Source organism: Sphingomonas echinoides, from assembly GCF_029623395.1.
Classification (GTDB): Bacteria; Pseudomonadota; Alphaproteobacteria; order Sphingomonadales; family Sphingomonadaceae; genus Sphingomonas; species Sphingomonas echinoides_A.
In genome coordinates this window covers 21,785-39,271 of sequence record NZ_JAPYKK010000004.1, presented here as the reverse complement: position 1 = coordinate 39,271, position 17,487 = coordinate 21,785, and the positions used below count along the sequence as shown (strand labels likewise).

Here is a 17,487-nt window from a genome sequence, read left to right as displayed (position 1 = left end):
CTTCCCCACCCCAACCCAGCGCCGGGTCGGTCATGCTCCCAGCATGACCTGAACAGCGCTGGGCGCTGTTCACCCGGCGCTCCTGAAGGGGAGGGGCTCAATGAAAGCCCCTTCTTCACGCGGCCTCGCGGACGGTGCGGAACTCGATCTTCTTGTCGTACGGCGCGCCGAGGACGAGACGCTGGACGTACACGCCCGCCAAGTGGATCGCGTCTGGATCGAGCGCACCGACGGGCACGATTTCCTCGACCTCGGCGACGCAGACTTTGCCAGCCGTCGCCATCGGTTGGTTGAAATTGCGCGCGGTCTTGCGGAAGATCAGGTTACCGCTCTCGTCCGCCTTCCACGCCTTGATGATCGCGAGATCGGCGCGGATGCCGCGTTCAAGGATATAGTCCTCCCCGTCGAAGCTCTTCACTTCTTTGCCCTCGGCGACGAGCGTGCCGACGCCCGTCTTGGTGTAGAAGCCGGGGATACCCGCGCCACCTGCGCGGCACCGCTCGGCCAGCGTCCCTTGCGGACAGAATTCGACCTCTAGTTCGCCCGCCAGATATTGCCGTTCGAATTCTTTGTTCTCGCCGACGTAGCTCGAGATCATCTTCTTGATCTGGCGGGTGCGGAGCAGCTTGCCCAGGCCCTCGCCGTCGATCCCAGCGTTGTTGCTTGCGATCGTCAGGTCCTTGGTGCCGGCGTCGCGGATCGCATCGATCAGGCGTTCGGGAATGCCGCAAAGGCCGAAGCCGCCCGCGCAGATCATCATGCCGTCGTGGAGCACCCCTTCCAGGGCGGCGGCGGCATCGGGATAGATCTTGCGCATGAACGGTCCTTTCGGAGGATGTGGCCCGATTAGAGCGGGGTGAGGCGGAGGGTCAACCCGCGTGGAGAGCTCAGACCTGCGCGCCGACCAGATGGCCGATCCCGGCCGTCACCGCCATCGCCAGCGCCCCCCAGAACAGCACGCGCAGCGCGCCGCGCCCGAGCGGTGCGCCCCCGATCCGCGCACCAGTCGCGCCGAGCAAAGCGAGCAAAACCAGCGTTGTCACGACGACCGCCTCGATCAAGGCGGTGCCGCGGAACAGAAACGCCATCAGCACGGGGAAAATCGCCCCCAGCGCGAAGCTGGCGGCGGACGCCAGCGCCGCCTGAACCGGACGCGCCTCCATCACCTCGTGGATGCCCAGTTCGTCCCGCATGTGCGCGCCAAGCGCATCGTGCGCCATCAGTTGCTGCGCGACCTGGAGCGACAGGGCGGCATCGAGCCCGCGGTGGCGGTAGATCGCGGCGAGTTCGCGCGTCTCGGCCTTGGGATCGTCATCGATTTCGGCGGCTTCCCGGCGGCGATCGGCGGCTTCGGTGTCGGATTGCGAACTGACCGAGACATATTCCCCCGCCGCCATCGACATCGCCCCGGCGACCAGCCCGGCGACGCCCGTCAGCACGACTTCGGAGGGCGCCCGCGCGGCGGCGGCGACGCCGACGATCAGGCTGGCGGTCGACAGAATTCCGTCGTTGGCGCCGAGGACGGCGGCGCGGAGCCAGCCGACGCGCTGGACGAGGTGCTTTTCGGGGGGGCGGATCATGCTCCGGGGCGTAGCGCGGTTAGTGGTGGCAAGCCAGATGCTTGGGCTCGCGCGTCGACGGCAAAAGTCGCGAAGGTCGCCTACAGCGCCCGCGGTACGGCTCTTGACTACGGATGTAATCGATACGATTACAGCTGTAATCAGTACGGAGGCGACTCGAATGCCAGAGAAGATCAGCGATGCCGAGCATACCGTCATGGAAGTGCTGTGGGACGAAAGCCCGCTGACCGCGCAAGACGTGGCCGAGCGGATTCCCGCGACGCGCGACTGGACCGCCAATACCGTCAAGACCTTGCTGGGCCGGTTGCTTGCGAAAAACATCATTGCGCATGAAGCGGATGGCCGACGCTATTTGTACCGGCCGCTGGTGCAGCGTACGGATTATGTCGCAGGCGAATCAAAACGCTTGATCGACCGGTTGTTCGGCGGGAAACTGACCCCGCTGGTCGCGCATCTTGCCGAACGCGATGAACTGACCGCGCAGGATATCGCGGAGATCGAGGTTCTGTTGAAGGGACTGAAGGGATGATCGGGCCGGTCGGAGCAAGCTGGGCAATCGAGGCGCTGATCGCGTCGAGCGTCCTGATGATCGTGGTGCTGGTGTTGCGCGAACCCGTGCGGCGCGCGTTCGGGGCGAATGTCGCTTATGCGTTGTGGGCACTGCCGGTGCTACGACTCGTCCTGCCGCCGCTGCCGGCCGCGTGGACCGCCGCAGCACACGTCCTAATGCCGCAAGCGGCCGTCGTTCCGCTGCACTTTAACGCCGATACGGTCGGTTTGCTGCTGGCCGAACACAGCGCACAGGCCACATCGGCGGCGGGCAGCGCGTGGATCCTGCCGATGATCGCGCTGGTGTGGCTGGCCGGGGCCGGCGGTTTCTTTGTGTGGCATGCGCTGTCGCATCGCCGGTTCTGCAACCGGATGCTGTCGAGCGTGTCGCAACAGATCGACCTGGACGGCGTCCGCGTGATCGAAAGCGATGCGGCGAGCGGCCCGCTCGCCTTCGGAGTGGTGCGGCGCTACGTCGCCTTCCCGCGCGATTTCGCGGCGCGGTATGAGCCCGAGGAACGCGACCTGGCGCTGGCGCATGAGCTTGGCCATCATGCGCGCGGCGATCTGATCGCGAACTGGATCGCGCTCGGCGTGCTCGCGGTCCATTGGTTCAACCCGGTTGCGTGGCGCGCCTTCCGTGCCTTTCGCGCTGACCAGGAAATCGCCAACGACGCGCGGGTGCTCGCGGGGATGAACCCGATGCGCCGCCACACCTATGCCTGCGCGATCGTCAAGGCTGCACACCCGGCACTGTACGGCACCGTCGCCGCGACTTGCCACCTCAACACGGTAGACGACCTCAAGCGGCGGCTGCGGATGCTGACGACACGGCGCACCTCACGGCTCCGGCTCGCGGGTGGCGGCGCGCTGATCGCAGTGCTGACGCTCGGCGGGCTCGGCCTGACCGCCTCGGGCAGTGCGGCGGCGGCGCGGGTTCGCTCCGACGTGGAACGCGCGACCGGCGTGGACATTGCGGCGCTCGTGCCGCCATCCGCACCGGATACCCCGCAATATCCGGACGCAGCACTCCCAACCGTGCCGCCGACCCCCGAAACGCCGGAAACGCCCGACGTCCCCGGCGAAGTGGTAGCGGCACGCCCGGCGATCGCTGCGCCCGAAACCCGTCCGGACCAGAGCTGGGCCGCGCAGCCGCCCCAAGCCCCGCAGGCACCGCACGTTCCCGTTCCGCCGCCTGTGTGGGAGGGGAAGGGGGGAACCACCGTCGTCACAGTCGACGAGAACGGCAAACGCGTGGTGCGGCACGGCAAGTACGTAAAGCTCGGTCGCGACGGTCAGTCGACGCTGATCCAGCAGGACGGCACGGTCGTGCACCTGCCGGCGCCACCCGCGATCCCGGCGGTGCCGAAGGTTCCCGAAGTCCGCTCGATGGCGTGCGGTACGCGGGGCGATCCCCGCCGGATGACGCTCGAGGAAGAGCGGGGCGGCCGTCGGCAGATCACGGTGTGCACCGATCGGATTGCGGCAGCCGAGGCGCGGGGTGCCGCGGCGGCGGCAAGGGGCGCGCAACTGGCAATGAACGGGCGTCTGATGGAACAGCGCGCGTATCGCCAGGCACTCGACGGGTTGCGGACGGCGCGGGCGCGGATGCTCATCAACCGCAACGTGCCAACCGAGGCGCGGCGGTCCGCGCTGGATGCGATGAATACGTCAATTGCGGAACTCGAAAGCAACGTAGCGCGCGCGCGGTGATCCGATCCATCCCCGGAGGCGTTGCCTCCGGGGATGGAGATTGCGCGCAACCGGAGGCGTGCTCCGGGGAAGCTGAGGGCTTCGAACAGTTGCGCGCCGCCTCAGCCGTGTCCCAAGAGGCAGGACGACTGGCGCTTCCCGAGCGGGACGCGGTTTTCCTGCGGAGGCAGGAACTCAGAGCCAAGCAATCCAACCCCGCGCGGCGCGTGTGACTCCTGGGCTCCTGCCTTCGCAGGAGAACGAACAGCGGTTCGCCGGAGGTCTCGCCTTCACGGGAAGCCGCAAGGGCTGCAGGCGGAGGCGCTTTCGCCGGGGCCGCACGCGGCGCGGGGTTGCGCGCCACGCCGCGAGCCGCCATTTCGATGCTATGAGCGAGCAACAGACCGGGGTGCCCGAACAGCGCGAACCTCTTGTGGCACGCGTGCTGGCGCCGAACCCGTCGCCTTTCACCTATACCGGGACGCAAGTGCATCTGGTCGGGACGAGCGACCTCGCGATCATCGACCCCGGACCCGACGACCCCGCGCACATCGCCGCGCTGGTCGCGGCGATTGCGGGGCGGCGCGTCACTGCGATCGTGGCAACGCATACCCACCGCGACCATAGCCCGGCGACGCGTCCGCTCGCCGCGATCACCGGCGCGCCGATCATCGGCTGCGCACCGCTGACGTTGCAAGATCTCGGGCCGCGCGCGGATGCGGCGTTTGACACGGGGTATATGCCCGATCGCGTGCTGCGCGACGGCGAAAGCATCAGCGGGGAAGGCTGGACGCTGACCGCGTTTCCGACGCCGGGCCACACCTCCAACCACCTCGCCTTTGCCTTGCCCGAGACGAAGGCGTTGTTCTCGGGGGATCATGTCATGGGCTGGTCGACGAGCATCGTCTCCCCGCCGGACGGCGACATGGGCGCCTATATGGCGAGCCTTGAGAAGCTGCTCCCGCGCGACGACCGGATCTATTATCCGGGGCATGGGGACCCGATCGAGAGCCCGCAGCGGTTGGTGCGTGGGATGCTCGGGCATCGCAAGCAGCGCGAAGGACAAGTCCTGCGGATGCTGCGCACCGCGCCCGAGACGGTCCCGGCAATGGTCGGGCGAATGTATGTCGGGATCGACCCGCGGCTGTTCCCCGCCGCCGAACGCTCGGTCCTCGCGCATCTGATCGATCTGGCGCAGCGCGGGCAGGTTCGGGCGGCGGGCGACGTGTGGAGCGTGGTGGCATGAGCTTTCTAGGGAAATTCGCGGGCGCGCTGGCGCTGCTCGCGCTGTTCGTGCTCGCGCTGTTCTGGGGCCTTGGGGCGATGGTCGAGCACAAGCTGGCTGGCCCCGACCCGGTGACGATCGTGAGTGGATCGTTGCAGGGCCTGCGCGAGCAGAACCGACTTTCCGCCTTTGCGGCGCGCTATGTCGCGGTATCGACCTCGACCCAGTCTCAATATGGCCTGACGAGCCAGAAGACGCTGATCATGCCCGGCAATGTCGAATATCGCGTCGACATGGCGAAGCTGACCGCGCGCGACGTGACGTGGGACGCCAAGACCCGGACGCTGGGCGTGACGCTCCCGCCGATCGAGGTCTCGCCGCCGCAGATCGACCTGACGCAAATCCGCGAATATGGCGAGGGTGGTCTGCTGTCCGCGATCAGCGACGCGGACGCCAGATTGCAGGCGGCGAACCGGGCCGCCGGGCAGCGCGAGTTGATTCGCCAGGCGCATGAGCCGGTGCCGATGAAGTTTGCGCGCGATGCGACCCGCCGCGCGGTGGAGCGAAGCTTCGCGCTGCCGTTGAGCGCCGCTGGCCTGGACGCGACCGTGAAGGTGCGTTTCGCCGACGAGGCGCACGACAATAGCGAAGTTTGGGACACCACGCGCTCGATCGCGGAGGTGCTGGGTAACCGCCGCTAATCATGGGTGTACCGTGATGGGTTGATCGCCGCCGCCGCCGGGGCCATGTGCACCGCTGTAAAGGCGGGAGGATGCTCATGGACGCACGCGGTGGTATTGGCGGAACGTTGACGGGGCTCGACCTGCGTGCGGAGATCGACCGGTTGCGCAAGGATCGCAACGCGGTGATTCTGGCGCATTATTATCAGAAGCCCGAAATTCAGGACCTCGCCGATTTCGTCGGGGACAGCCTCGACCTGTCGAAGAAGGCAGCGGCGACCGATGCCGACGTCATCGCGTTCTGCGGGGTGCGCTTCATGGCGGAAACCGCGAAGATCCTCAGCCCCGAGAAGATCGTCGTGCTCCCCGATCTGGATGCCGGGTGCAGCCTGGAGGACAGTTGCCCGCCCGACCAGTTCGCCGCGTTCCGCGCGGCGCATCCCGATCACATCGCGCTGACCTACATCAACTGCTCGACCGAGGTGAAGGCGTTGTCCGACGTGATCGTCACGTCGTCGTCGGCCGAGAAGATCCTCAGCCAGATCCCGCTCGACCAGAAGATCATCTTCGGGCCGGACAAGAACCTCGGCGGGTATCTCGCGCGCAAGACCGGGCGCGAGATGCTGCTGTGGCCGGGCGTGTGCATCGTGCACGAGGCGTTCAGCGAGACCGAGCTGCTCAAGCTGCAACTGCAGCATCCGGGCGCACCGGTCGCGGCGCATCCCGAATGCCCGCCGTACATCCTCGACCATGCCGATTATGTCGGGTCGACCAGCGGGATTCTCGCGTTTGCGGATGCGATGCCGGGCGATACGCTGATCGTCGCGACCGAGCCGCATATCATCCACCAGATGGAGAAAGCGGCGCCGCTCAAGAATTTCATCGGGGCGCCGGGGGCGGACGGCAACTGCAATTGCAACATCTGCCCGTACATGGCGCTCAACACGATGGAAAAGCTGTACGTCGCGCTTCGCGACCTCAGTCCGCGGATCGAGATTGAAGAAGGTCTGCGGCTGCGCGCGAAGAAGAGCCTCGACGCAATGCTCGCGATGGCGAGCGGGACGGTCGGGATGGGCGACCTTGGCCCGCTGCGCGTATCGGGGGACTGACTCGCGCGGCCTCTGGGAACGGTTCGGTCAGGGCAGGGGCAGGTGCAGGTAGCGCGGGTTGAAATCGCTCGCGTCGCGCAAGCCGGCCCAGTCGATGATCCGGATCTGGCGGCGGTCCCGCTCGATCAGCCCGCGTTGTGCAAGCCCTTTAAGCACGCGGTTGACGTGGACCGCCGTCAATCCGACGGCGTCGCCGAGCTGTTCCTGCGTCATCGGTAGATAGTCCGACTGGTCCCGCGGAACCCCGGCGACGGCGCGTCGCAGCGAGAATTCGCAAAGCAGATGGCCGACTCGCGTGTGCGCATCCCGTCGCCCGATGTTGACGATCCATTCGCGTAATCGTGAGGATTCGGTGAGCGTGATCCGCCATAGTACCCGCGCAATCGCGGGGCGCGTCGAGGCGAGATCCCGGAGCGCCTGAATGTCGACGTGGACCACTTCCGCACGCGTGAGCGCCTGGGCGTTATGATCGGATTCGTCGAACCACAGGTTTTGTAAATCGACAAAATCGCCCGGAATCTGGAGCGATATGACTTGGCGGGCGCCGGTTCTGGTCAACCGTTGGCAGTAGGTGAATCCCGACATGATAAACGCGCAACGCACCGGCTTCTCCCCATCGCGCACGATGTAAGCGGATGCGTCAATCTGGCGCGTCGTCAGGAGCAATTCGCGAATCGCGGCATGATCGGTTGGATCAAGTGTTCCGTAGCGCGAAAGTTGGGTAATCAACACGTCATGTACCGAGGGATCTGTCATTACGTCCCAGTAGGAAAAATGAGGTTTAAACTGTAAGCAATTTAAGTTTACGTAGTTGTTACAACAGCTTTCGACAATGCCAAACCAAATGCACTATTTAATGAAGGCTGCCGCTCCGCATGAAAACATGCGTTCGGTACCGCGTGATTATCGAATGTTAAATACCGTCAATCAGCCGATCGGGATAGTGCTGCGGGTGCGATACAGCGGTGTGGGATACGGCGTGATTTTCAGGCTGACCGGCACGGCCGTTTTGGCTACGCAAGGCTATGACCGACCATTCCTTTACGCTCGACGGCTTCGACCTCGGCACTTTTGTCGCGGCCACGCTGGCTGAAGACATGGGCGACGCGGGGGACATCACCGCGCAGGCGGTAATCCCGGCGGACGCGCGCTTCACCGGGGTGATGGACAGCCGCGAGGCGATCGTCGTCGCGGGGCTGCCGATCGCCGAAGCGGTGTTCCGCGCGCTCGATCCGGGCGTGACGATCGAACGGTTGGTCGAGGATGGCGACCGGGTCGCGGCGGGGAGCGACGTGCTGCGCCTGTCGGGCAACGCCCGCGCGTTGCTCACCGCGGAGCGCTCCGCGCTTAACACGGTGCAACATCTGTCGGGGATCGCGACGCTGACGCGGACCTATGTCGATGCGATTGCGGGGACGGGCGCGACTTTGCTCGACACGCGCAAGACCATTCCGGGGCTCCGGCGGCTCGAGAAATACGCGACGCGGATGGGCGGCGCGACCAACCATCGGATGGGGTTGTGGGACGCCGCGATGATCAAGGACAATCACGTCGCGGTCGCGGGCGGGGTTGCCGCCGCGGTGGCGCGGGCGGTGTCGGCGGGGATCGCGCGGATCATCGTCGAAGTCGACACGCTCGACCAGATCGCCCCCGCGCTGAATGCTGGCGCGACGCATCTGCTGCTCGACAACATGGACACCGCGACCCTCGCCCGCGCGGTTGCGCAGGTCGGCGGACGCGTGCCGACCGAGGCCTCCGGCGGCGTCCGGCTCGACACCATTCGCGCGATCGCCGAGACGGGGGTGACCTTCATCAGCGTCGGCAGGCTGACCCAGTCCGCGCCCGCGGTCGACCTGGGGCTGGACTTCACCGCGCAGCCGTAACCGCTGGCGCTGCCACACGATCGCGCTAAGCTGGCGGTCATCGTTTTGGGGGAAACGACTCATGCAACGACCTATCTCCATCGTCTGGTTCGAGCGATGCTATCTCGGTGCCGTCGTCATCGGGCTGATCAACATGGCTCTCTCGTGGGACCAATCGATCGGCCGGCTGGTGGAAAACCCCGGGGCGCGGCAGTTGGGGCCTGGGTTCGCCCTTTCGATGCTGTTGATCGGCACTGCGATCAGCATCGCGATCTCGCTGACGCTGTGGTTCTTCGTGGCGCGGCGCCGCGCGGTCGTCGCGAAGTGGATCGTCACCGCCTTCTTCGCGCTGGTGCTCGTCACGATGCTCAGCGCCGCTGGGACCGGGAAGATGCAGCCTGGCGTCTCGGGCGTGCTCGGGATCGTTGGATTGGTGCTCAACGGAATTGCGGTCTGGCAGATGTTCAAGCCGGACGCGCGCGCATGGTTTGGAGAAACCGCAGCATGAAACCCGTTCTGATCGCCGTCGCGATGCTCGTCGCACCCGGCGTCGCTTTTGCGCAAACCGAGCAGTGCCGCGTTCCTGCGACGCTCCCGCGACCGCATCCCGACGTGGCGACGGAGAGCCAGCCGCAACGGATCCTCCCGATCGGCGGGTATACGCTCGCGCTCACTTGGGCGCCGGAATATTGCCACGCCAACGCGCGCGACCCGCAAGCGCGCTTCCAGTGCCGTAGCGGCAACCGCTTCGGGTTCACGCTTCACGGGTTGTGGCCCGATGGCGTGGGCAAGGATTGGCCGCAATATTGCGCCGCGACCCCGGTGCTGCCCGCCACCCTGATCCGCCGTACCGTCTGCGCGACGCCCTCGCCGCAACTGATCCAGCATGAATGGGCGAAGCACGGCACGTGCATGGGAATTACGCCCGATGCTTATTTTGCGCGATCGACCGGGCTTTACGGCAGGCTGCGCTTTCCCGACATGCGCGCGATGTCTCGTGGTCCGTTGAACGCCGGACAGATTGCGGCGGCGATGGCGCGCGCCAATCCCGGCCTGCCAGCCGAGGCCGTGCGGGTGACGGTCAACAAGCGCGGGTGGCTGGACGAGCTGTGGCTATGTCTCGACAAGCGCTTTGCGTACGAGCCATGCCATACCAGCTCGGGCGGCGTGCCCGCTGGGACCGCCGTCAAAATATGGCGGGGGAAAGCCTGAAGCGCCGCGTCGCCTACGCCTGATCGACGACCGCAAGGGCGGGGTGGTGCTTGTCGAGATGGCGCTTGATGATCTTCAAATTGCGCGTGTTCGAGCGGAAGATGAGATCGGGCACCGCGCCGATGAACGGAACGAGCCCCAGCGCAAAGTCGATCCCGACATTGCCGAACATCCGCGCCATCTGCGTCTTGCTCATGCCGAGGTTGCGCGCTTCCCACACGATCCAGCTGCCCATCGCCGCGCCGACGATGTCTCCGCCGATCGGCAGGATGTTGAGCATGAAGTCGAGGCCAACCTTGCGGTTGAGCCCCGGGATGGTGAACAGCCCTTCGAGCAGCCGCTCCATCGCCTCGATCCGCTGGCGCACCGCCGCTGGATCCTTGCTGGCATAGCGCGCAGCCATTTCAGCGATGTGCGGGGAAGACATGCGTGTCGTGTTCTGGACCATAGTGTATCAATTGGTGTCTGGGCGAAGATGATTCAACGGGTGCCATGCACGGCTATTTGCGGTCCAGCTCCGCAGGCGCGGCGCGACGAGCGACCAGCGGAGCGGCCGGGCGATCGGAATGAAGGCGACATCGCTCGCCAGTGCCGCATCCGCAGCGGCAATTTGCTGGGAACGAAGCCTGGGAGAACCGGCTTCGCGTGCCGCTTCGATCGCCAGCTGGGCCACGCCGCCGCACGGCTGGCATGCGCGCGCGACGTACCACCGCGCGCTGTCATACGGGGCGACTTCGTCGATCAGGCGCAAGTCGGCGGGGGCATCGGGTGCGACCCGTTCCGCGGCAATGCCAAGCGACGCCAGCGCGCCCGCGACATAGCCATACAGGATCGTCGCGCCCGGGCCGGGCGGTAGCGCCACCCGCATCGTGATGGTGCCCGGATTGGCGGCACGCCACGCATCGATCGTCGCGCGGGGGGAAAGATCGTCCGGGCCCGGGGCCTGTGTCCACGCCGCAAGCGCCGGAGGAGCGGCGGAATCGAGCTGTTCCGGCAACAACTGGACCGTCGATTCCCATTCCGGCGAAATGGCGGCGGTGAAGCCCGCGCGGTCGATGCTCCGCGCGATCGCCGCGCGATTGACCGCATTGGCCAGCACGCCGTCCCGGTTGCTGAATGCCAGCCCGAACAACCCCGCCGCCGGATCGAACCGGCGCGCGATCGGCGCGATGCGGGTTTCCAGCACGATCGGCCAGTCGACGAAGCTTCCGCCCAGGACCACATCCGCCAGCCCGGCATCGAACCGCGCGATCGCCATCGCGGCCCGTTCACCGATCAACTTGACGTTGGCGTCGGTCGAGGGCTCCGCAGCCTGATCATCGGCGGCGCGCGACGGATCGAACGCAGGCCGCAACCGTGCGACCGGACCGCGCTGCGCGAGGATCCGGAAAGGGCCGCTGCCGCCTTGCGACGGTGCGACGCGGAAGATTGCGAGTTCGGGTTGCGCGAACAGCTTGAGCAAATCGGGGCGCGGGCGCTTGAGCCGGATCTCGATGACTTCGGGGGTCATCTCGACGATCTCGTCGATCGCAGTGAGAAAGGGGGAAAGGATGTTGCGCGATCGGGGAACGAGCTGGCGCCGTAGGAGCTTGACCACTTCCGCTGCGGTAACGGCCTGCCCGTCGGGCCATTCGGCGTCGCGCAGGCGGAAGATGTAGCTGGTACCGTTGTCGATCACGCTCCAGCGTTCGGCGATACCGGGTTCGATCTGGCCCGCTGCATCGAACCGGACCAGTCCTTGCGCGGTCGAGTCGAGCAACACGCGCGCGGATGGGTCGAGCTGTCCTTTGGCCGGATCGACCAGTGCAGGGGCGGCGCCGATCGCGCTTGCGACGATGGGGCCGCTATCGGGTTTTTCGGAGCACGCTGCGAGCAGTGTCGCGGCACAGACCAGAAGCGATGACACGACCGTTCGGGGGGAGGGCGGTAGCAGCATGATGCCCCTGTGCCATCGCAACCGCGGTCGCGCCACTCCCGATGCGGGGCTGGCGGCCGTTATCCTGCTTGAATTCCGGATGGTGCGGACGGCGGGACTCGAACCCGCATTCCGAAGAGGGAGATTTTAAGTCTCCTGCGTCTACCGATTTCGCCACGTCCGCAACATGCCGTGCCAAGCGCAAGTCACGTGCTGCGTCAAGCGTGCGATGGAGTTTCGGCGCATCGCACGAGAGAGATCAACGGATCAGGCGACGTTCAGTCGCTGCCGCATTTCCTTGCCGGGCTTGAAATACGGGACACGCTTCGCGTCGACCGCGACGAGTTCGCCGGTGCGCGGGTTGCGGCCCGTTCGCGCGTCGCGGGGGCGCGTGGAGAAAGCGCCGAAGCCACGAAGTTCGACACGGCCGCCAATGGCGAGGCGCTTGGTGATTTCTTCGAAAAACGTCGTGACCAGCGCTTCGACATCACGCGGCGTCAGGTCAGGGTTTTCGTTGGCGAGCATTTCTACGAGTTCGGAACGGATCATTGCGTTTTTTCCCACCCCCTACGGACCATGCCCCCACGGTATGGATTAAGGCCGTATCGGCATTGATTTACCGCAACTCCACCAACGTACAAAGGCAAATTACGACGGCATAAGTTAAGTGGGGGTCGTTCTTTCGAACGACCCCCGAACAGTCTTACTTCTTGGTATCGCTGTTCTGTGCCTTGAGCGCTGCGCCCAAGATGTCGCCCAGCGACGCGCCCGAGTCGGACGAGCCATACTGTGCCACGGCCTGCTTCTCTTCGGAGATCTGCATCGCCTTGATCGAGAAAGTCGGCTTCTTGGAACGATCGAAACCGGTCACCATCGCATCGAACTTCTGCGCGACCTGGAAACGCTCCGGACGCTGCTCGTCACGATCGCGGCCGAGATCGGTCCGCTTGATGAAGCCCGTTGCGCCGTCGTCACCGACCTGCACTTCGAGACCGGCATCGCGCACTTCGAGCACCGTGACGGTGACGATCGCGTTCTTGTTGAGGCCCGACGACGCATTGCCGCCTGCTGCAACCGTGCCTGCCGCCGGGGCGCCACGCTCGAGCTGCTTCATGCCAAGCGAGATACGCTCCTTCTCGGCATCGATGTCGAGCACGATCGCCTGAACGACCTCGCCCTTGCGATGCAAGTTGAGCGCGTCCTCGCCCGACACGCCCCAGGCGATGTCCGACATGTGGACCATGCCGTCGACGTCGTTGTCGAGGCCGATGAACAGACCGAATTCGGTCGCGTTCTTGACTTCGCCTTCGACGGTCGAACCGATTGGATGCGCTTCAGCGAAGGCCTCCCACGGGTTGTTGATCGCCTGCTTGAGGCCAAGCGAGATGCGACGCTTGTCGGGATCGACCTCGATAACCACGACGTCGACTTCCTGCGAGGTCGATACGATCTTGCCCGGGTGGACGTTCTTCTTGGTCCAGGACATTTCCGAAACGTGCACCAGGCCTTCGATGCCCGGCTCCAGCTCGACGAACGCACCATATTCGGTGATGTTCGTGACGCGGCCGGTGAGCTTGGCACCAACCGGGTACTTTGCTGCTGCGCCCTCCCACGGATCGCTCTCGAGCTGCTTCATGCCGAGCGAGATACGCTGCGTGTCCTTGTTGATGCGGATGATCTGAACACGGACGGTGTCGCCGATGTTGAGAACTTCCGAAGGATGGCCGACGCGCTTGTAGCTGAGATCGGTGACGTGCAGCAGACCGTCGATGCCGCCGAGGTCAACGAACGCACCGTAATCGGTGATGTTCTTGACGACGCCGTCGATGATCTGGCCTTCAGCGAGGCTGAGGATGAGGCCCGAACGCTGCTCTGCGCGAGTCTCTTCGAGGATCGCACGACGCGACACGACGATGTTGCCGCGCTTGCGATCCATCTTGAGGATCTGGAAGGGCTGGGGGATATCCATCAGCGGGGTGACGTCGCGCACGGGGCGGATGTCGACCTGCGAACCAGGAAGGAAAGCCACGGCGCCGTTGAGGTCGACCGTGAAGCCGCCCTTGACGCGGCCGAAGATGACACCCTCGACGCGTGCCGACTTGGCGAATTCGGTTTCGAGCGTGTCCCATGCGGCTTCGCGGCGTGCGCGGTCGCGCGACAGCATCGCTTCGCCGTGGACGTTCTCGACGCGGTCGACGAACACTTCGACTTCGTCACCGATCTTGAGGTCCGCCTTCTGGCCGGGCATCGCGAATTCGCGAAGCGGCACGCGGCCTTCCGACTTGAGGCCGACGTCGATGACGGCGAGGTCGTTCTCGATTCCGGTGACGGTGCCCTTGACAACGCGTCCCTCGAAGCTGTCAGCGCCGCCGAGCGTGAGTTCGAGGAGTGCCGCGAAATCGTCGCGGGTTGGGTTTGGCTGAGTGGCCATAAAGTGTTGCGTTCCTAAATCATGTTCCGGCCAGCCGGTTGTCTCCGGCGGTCTTGGCCAATATTGCCGCGGCGGCCGAATGCCGGACACGACATCCGCCGGGACAGTTTACGCGGAGGGGCAAGTCGCGGTCATGCGAAAAGGGCGCGAAAGGGCATGCCTGACGCGCCGACCTCCGCGGGCACCGCCCGCCGAACGCCGTGGCTATAGCGCAAGTCGCCCTTTCAGGCAAGGCGATCAGTCCCGCTGAGTCCTCGCGTCGACGATGGCGATAGCCCGTTGGACCGAGGCCTCGATCGACAGGAAGCTCGTGTCGAGCAGCGCGGCATCTTGCGCGGGCACCAGCGGTGCGGTCGCGCGGGTCGAATCCCGCAAATCGCGCGCGCGAATGTCGGCGAGAACCTTGTCGAGACTGAGCGTCGATCCGCGGTCCTTGAGTTCCGCGTGGCGGCGTTTCGCGCGGATGTTGGGGGTTGCGCGGACGAACAGCTTGGCGTCGGCGTCGGGAGCGATGACCGTGCCGATGTCCCGCCCGTCGAGGACGGCGCCGCCCTCCTGATAGGCGAACCGCTTCTGCCGGTGGAACAGCGCGGCGCGCACCAGCGGGTGCGCCGACACGACCGAGGCGAGCGACCCGATCTCGTCGCTGCGCAAGTCCGCGTCTTCCATCAACGCATCCTCGAAATCGCACGCGGCGACCGCGTCGGCTTCGATCGCCGGGTCGAGCTCGAGCTTCGCGACGTTGGCCGCGACCGCGCGGTACAGCAGGCCGGTGTCGAGATAGGGCAAGTCGTAATGCCGCGCGAGCGCCCGCGCGATCGTGCCCTTGCCCGAGGCGGCGGGTCCATCGACGGCGATGATCATGCGCGCGCTCCCGGCCGTGCAACGGTCATGCGGACGAGCCCGAACGCCGCAATGGCGGCCCAGGCGAGTTCGAGGCACAGCGCGGGCAAGTTGAAATTCACGCTCAGCGACAGTGCGAGCAGCGCTGCGCCGAGGAAGTTCAGCAGCGTGGAGAACAAGTCGGGCGCGGCGTTGCGCAGCGTCTGATGGGCATAGCCGATCAGGATCGTCAGCGCGCCGACGAACCCGATCAGGTCGGCAGTGGAGGCGGTCATCGGTCGGTGGCACCCTGAAGTTGCGCGATCTGGTCGAAGAACGCGGGGTAGCTGGTGGCGACGGGCGACATGTCGTCGAGCGTCACCGGCTTATGACAAGCGAGCGCGGCAATCGCCAGGCTCATCGCGATGCGGTGGTCGAGCAGCGTCGCGATCGTCGCGCCGCCGGGGAGGGTTTCCCCGCCCGAACCGTGGACGATCATCCCGTCCTCGACTTCCTCGACTCGCGCGCCGATCGCGCCGAGCGCGGAAGCCATCGCAGCGATCCGGTCCGATTCCTTGACGCGCAGTTCGTCTGCGCCGCGGGCGATCGTCGTACCGGTGGCGAAGGCGGCCGCCACGAACAGGATCGGATATTCGTCGATCATGCTGGGCGCGAGATCGGCAGGGACTTCGATTCCCGACAGCGCGGCATAGCGGACGCGCAGGTCGGCGACGGGCTCGCCACCGACTTCGCGCGCGTCGCATTCCTCGATGCTCGCGCCCATCATGCGCAGGGCGGTGAACAGGCCGGCGCGGGTCGGGTTGAGGCCGACGTTCTCGACCGTGATGTCCGACCCCGGCACGATCGTCGCCGCGACCACCAGGAAGGCGGCGGACGAGGGATCGCCGGGCACGGTGATCTGCTGCGGTTTGAGTTCGGCCTCGCCGCGGATCGAGATGATCTTACCTTCGGGGGAGTCCTCGACGGTCACGTCCGCGCCGAACCCGCGCAGCATCCGCTCGCTATGGTCGCGAGTCGCGACGGGTTCGATCACGCGGGTGATCCCCGGCGTATTGAGTCCCGCAAGCAGCACCGCAGACTTCACCTGCGCCGAGGCAACGGGGAGGGTGTAGGTGATCGGGATCGCCGGGCAGATCCCGCGCAGCATCAGCGGCAATTGCCCGCCGGGGCTTGCGGTGAACTCCGCGCCCATTTGCGACAACGGCGTGATGACGCGACCCATCGGGCGCTTCGACAGCGATGCGTCGCCAGTGAACGTCACAGTGATCGGGTGGCTTGCGACCAGCCCCATCAGCAAACGCGTGGAGGTGCCCGAATTGCCCATCTCGATCGCGCTGGTCGGCTGCAACAGGCCACCGACCCCGACGCCGTCGATTGTCCACACGCCATCGTCGCCGCGCACGATCGTCGCGCCCATCGCGCGCAGCGCGGCGGCGGTAGCGAGGACGTCCTCGCCTTCGAGCAGCCCTTCGACCCGGCTGGTGCCGACCGCGAGCGCGGAGAACATCAGTGAACGATGACTGATCGACTTGTCGCCGGGGACGCGGACGCGTCCCGCCAGCGGACCGGAGGAAGGGATTTCGAGCGGGGTGGGGGTGGAGTGCTGCATGGGGCCTGCGCTTTGACAGTGCGCTTGCGCTATGGCAAGGCGCGCCCCACTTTGCGACGTTCGCGTTGCAAGCTCTCAAATTCAATTTTGAAGAAGGTCAATCGGCCCATGATACAGCCGGAATGGGGCACGAAGCGTACGTGTCCGAAATGCGCCACCCGTTTCTATGATCTGGGCAAGGATGATCCCGTCACGTGCATCAATTGCGGTGCGCATTGGGAGCCAGAGCCCATCCTGAAGTCGAAGCAGCCGCTGCCGTTCGAGCAGGCCAAGCCCGAGCAGGTCAAGAAGGACGACGATCTCTCCGGCGACGACGAGGATATCGACACCGGTGAAGACGAAGAGCCCTCGCCCGACGACGAAGTCGACCTGGGTGGCGACGACGACCTCGGCGTGGAAGCGCCGACGGAAGACGACGAGCATTGATCGGCGGATCGGCCCGCGCGCCTCGGCGTGCGGGTCGATCGCGATAAAATTTCCCTCTAATTTCGGCAAAGCGACGTTCCGCGCTTGCCAACCGCGCCGCCCCTAGGTAGGGGCAGCGCCTTCCCGCCGCGGACCCGCCCAGGACCGCGCAGAAACAATGGGGCCGTAGCTCAGCTGGGAGAGCGTTCGCATGGCATGCGAAAGGTCAGGGGTTCGATCCCCCTCGGCTCCACCATTCGTTTCCCGTGACGACTACGTCACCTTCACCACCATATTAAGACAGCGTCTTGCGGCAGTTCCGTTCAGGACCACGATGTAACTTTTCTCGGTCGTCGTGCGCCGCCCGCGCGCAGG

Annotated in this window: 19 protein-coding genes and 2 tRNA genes; 10 read left to right on the top strand and 11 right to left on the bottom strand. The window is 65.8% G+C overall.

Annotated elements, in window-relative coordinates:
• Positions 1-115: 115 nt before the first annotated feature.
• A complete protein-coding gene (locus QBJ92_RS03810; protein ID WP_277968355.1) occupies positions 116-817 on the bottom strand; it encodes a CoA transferase subunit A in 702 nt (233 codons plus the stop codon).
• 70 nt (positions 818-887) lie between these two features.
• A complete protein-coding gene (locus tag QBJ92_RS03805; protein WP_277968354.1) occupies positions 888-1,580 on the bottom strand; it encodes a VIT1/CCC1 transporter family protein in 693 nt (230 codons plus the stop codon).
• A 160-nt stretch (positions 1,581-1,740) separates the two neighbouring features.
• Here QBJ92_RS03805 and QBJ92_RS03800 point away from each other — a divergent pair, with 160 nt between their 5' ends.
• The 5 genes from QBJ92_RS03800 (at position 1,741) to nadA (ending at position 6,835) form a co-directional block, all read left to right on the top strand.
• On the top strand, positions 1,741-2,109 hold the full coding sequence (locus QBJ92_RS03800) for a BlaI/MecI/CopY family transcriptional regulator (protein ID WP_277968353.1): 369 nt from the start codon (positions 1,741-1,743) through the stop codon (positions 2,107-2,109).
• Positions 2,106-3,842 (top strand): M56 family metallopeptidase, encoded by a 1,737-nt coding sequence (locus tag QBJ92_RS03795; protein WP_277968352.1) that lies wholly within the window; start codon positions 2,106-2,108, stop codon positions 3,840-3,842. The genes QBJ92_RS03800 and QBJ92_RS03795 overlap by 4 nt, the downstream gene beginning before the upstream one ends.
• A gap of 367 nt (positions 3,843-4,209) precedes the next feature.
• Positions 4,210-5,067: an MBL fold metallo-hydrolase gene (locus QBJ92_RS03790; protein ID WP_277968351.1), complete on the top strand. Its 858-nt coding sequence runs from the start codon at positions 4,210-4,212 to the stop codon at positions 5,065-5,067.
• Positions 5,064-5,747: a DUF4230 domain-containing protein gene (locus QBJ92_RS03785; protein ID WP_277968350.1), complete on the top strand. Its 684-nt coding sequence runs from the start codon at positions 5,064-5,066 to the stop codon at positions 5,745-5,747. Before QBJ92_RS03790 ends, QBJ92_RS03785 begins: the two co-directional genes overlap by 4 nt.
• 77 nt (positions 5,748-5,824) lie before the next feature.
• Positions 5,825-6,835 (top strand): quinolinate synthase NadA, encoded by a 1,011-nt coding sequence (nadA, locus tag QBJ92_RS03780; RefSeq protein WP_277968474.1) that lies wholly within the window; start codon positions 5,825-5,827, stop codon positions 6,833-6,835.
• A gap of 27 nt (positions 6,836-6,862) precedes the next feature.
• Here the strand turns inward: nadA and QBJ92_RS03775 are convergent, their stop codons facing one another.
• Positions 6,863-7,501 carry a Crp/Fnr family transcriptional regulator gene (locus tag QBJ92_RS03775; protein WP_277968349.1) on the bottom strand — a complete coding sequence of 213 codons (639 nt, stop codon included), beginning with the start codon at positions 7,499-7,501 and terminating at the stop codon, positions 6,863-6,865.
• 359 nt (positions 7,502-7,860) lie between these two features.
• Between QBJ92_RS03775 and nadC the strand changes: the two genes are divergently transcribed.
• The 3 genes from nadC to QBJ92_RS03760 all read left to right on the top strand — a co-directional run bounded on the left by nadC (position 7,861) and on the right by QBJ92_RS03760 (position 9,909).
• Positions 7,861-8,718, top strand: coding sequence for a carboxylating nicotinate-nucleotide diphosphorylase (nadC, locus tag QBJ92_RS03770; protein WP_277968348.1), 858 nt, complete (start codon positions 7,861-7,863; stop codon positions 8,716-8,718).
• Between the two features lie 61 nt (positions 8,719-8,779).
• Positions 8,780-9,205: a hypothetical protein gene (locus QBJ92_RS03765; RefSeq protein ID WP_277968347.1), complete on the top strand. Its 426-nt coding sequence runs from the start codon at positions 8,780-8,782 to the stop codon at positions 9,203-9,205.
• Entirely contained in the window at positions 9,202-9,909 is a 708-nt protein-coding gene (locus tag QBJ92_RS03760) for a ribonuclease T2 (protein WP_277968346.1), read from the top strand. Before QBJ92_RS03765 ends, QBJ92_RS03760 begins: the two co-directional genes overlap by 4 nt.
• Before the next feature lie 13 nt (positions 9,910-9,922).
• On the opposite strand, the gene QBJ92_RS03755 is transcribed toward QBJ92_RS03760, so the two are convergent.
• From QBJ92_RS03755 to aroA, 8 genes are all read right to left on the bottom strand, one after another.
• Positions 9,923-10,336 carry a DUF4112 domain-containing protein gene (locus QBJ92_RS03755; protein WP_277968345.1) on the bottom strand — a complete coding sequence of 138 codons (414 nt, stop codon included), beginning with the start codon at positions 10,334-10,336 and terminating at the stop codon, positions 9,923-9,925.
• Positions 10,337-10,363: 27 nt separating this feature from the next.
• Positions 10,364-11,815, bottom strand: a complete 1,452-nt coding sequence (locus QBJ92_RS03750) for an ABC transporter substrate-binding protein (RefSeq protein ID WP_277968344.1) — start codon at positions 11,813-11,815, stop codon at positions 10,364-10,366.
• A gap of 110 nt (positions 11,816-11,925) precedes the next feature.
• Positions 11,926-12,008, bottom strand: a tRNA-Leu gene (locus QBJ92_RS03745).
• An 83-nt stretch (positions 12,009-12,091) separates the two neighbouring features.
• The gene (gene ihfB / locus QBJ92_RS03740) at positions 12,092-12,373 is read right to left on the bottom strand and encodes an integration host factor subunit beta (protein WP_277968343.1); all 282 of its coding nucleotides are present in this window, start codon (positions 12,371-12,373) and stop codon (positions 12,092-12,094) included.
• A gap of 154 nt (positions 12,374-12,527) precedes the next feature.
• Positions 12,528-14,255, bottom strand: coding sequence for a 30S ribosomal protein S1 (rpsA, locus tag QBJ92_RS03735; protein ID WP_277968342.1), 1,728 nt, complete (start codon positions 14,253-14,255; stop codon positions 12,528-12,530).
• Between the two features lie 237 nt (positions 14,256-14,492).
• Positions 14,493-15,119, bottom strand: a complete 627-nt coding sequence (gene cmk / locus QBJ92_RS03730; RefSeq protein ID WP_277968341.1) for a (d)CMP kinase — start codon at positions 15,117-15,119, stop codon at positions 14,493-14,495.
• The gene (locus tag QBJ92_RS03725; RefSeq protein WP_277968340.1) at positions 15,116-15,373 is read right to left on the bottom strand and encodes a CBU_0592 family membrane protein; all 258 of its coding nucleotides are present in this window, start codon (positions 15,371-15,373) and stop codon (positions 15,116-15,118) included. The genes cmk and QBJ92_RS03725 overlap by 4 nt, the downstream gene beginning before the upstream one ends.
• Positions 15,370-16,707: a 3-phosphoshikimate 1-carboxyvinyltransferase gene (gene aroA / locus QBJ92_RS03720; RefSeq protein WP_277968339.1), complete on the bottom strand. Its 1,338-nt coding sequence runs from the start codon at positions 16,705-16,707 to the stop codon at positions 15,370-15,372. The genes QBJ92_RS03725 and aroA overlap by 4 nt, the downstream gene beginning before the upstream one ends.
• Before the next feature lie 108 nt (positions 16,708-16,815).
• On the opposite strand from aroA, the gene QBJ92_RS03715 reads away from it, so the two are divergent.
• Together QBJ92_RS03715 and QBJ92_RS03710 are read left to right on the top strand one after the other, a co-directional pair.
• Complete coding sequence (locus QBJ92_RS03715; protein ID WP_277968473.1) at positions 16,816-17,133, top strand: TIGR02300 family protein; 318 nt, start codon at positions 16,816-16,818, stop codon at positions 17,131-17,133.
• Between the two features lie 159 nt (positions 17,134-17,292).
• Positions 17,293-17,368: transfer RNA gene (locus tag QBJ92_RS03710), tRNA-Ala, on the top strand.
• Positions 17,369-17,487: the final 119 nt, after the last annotated feature.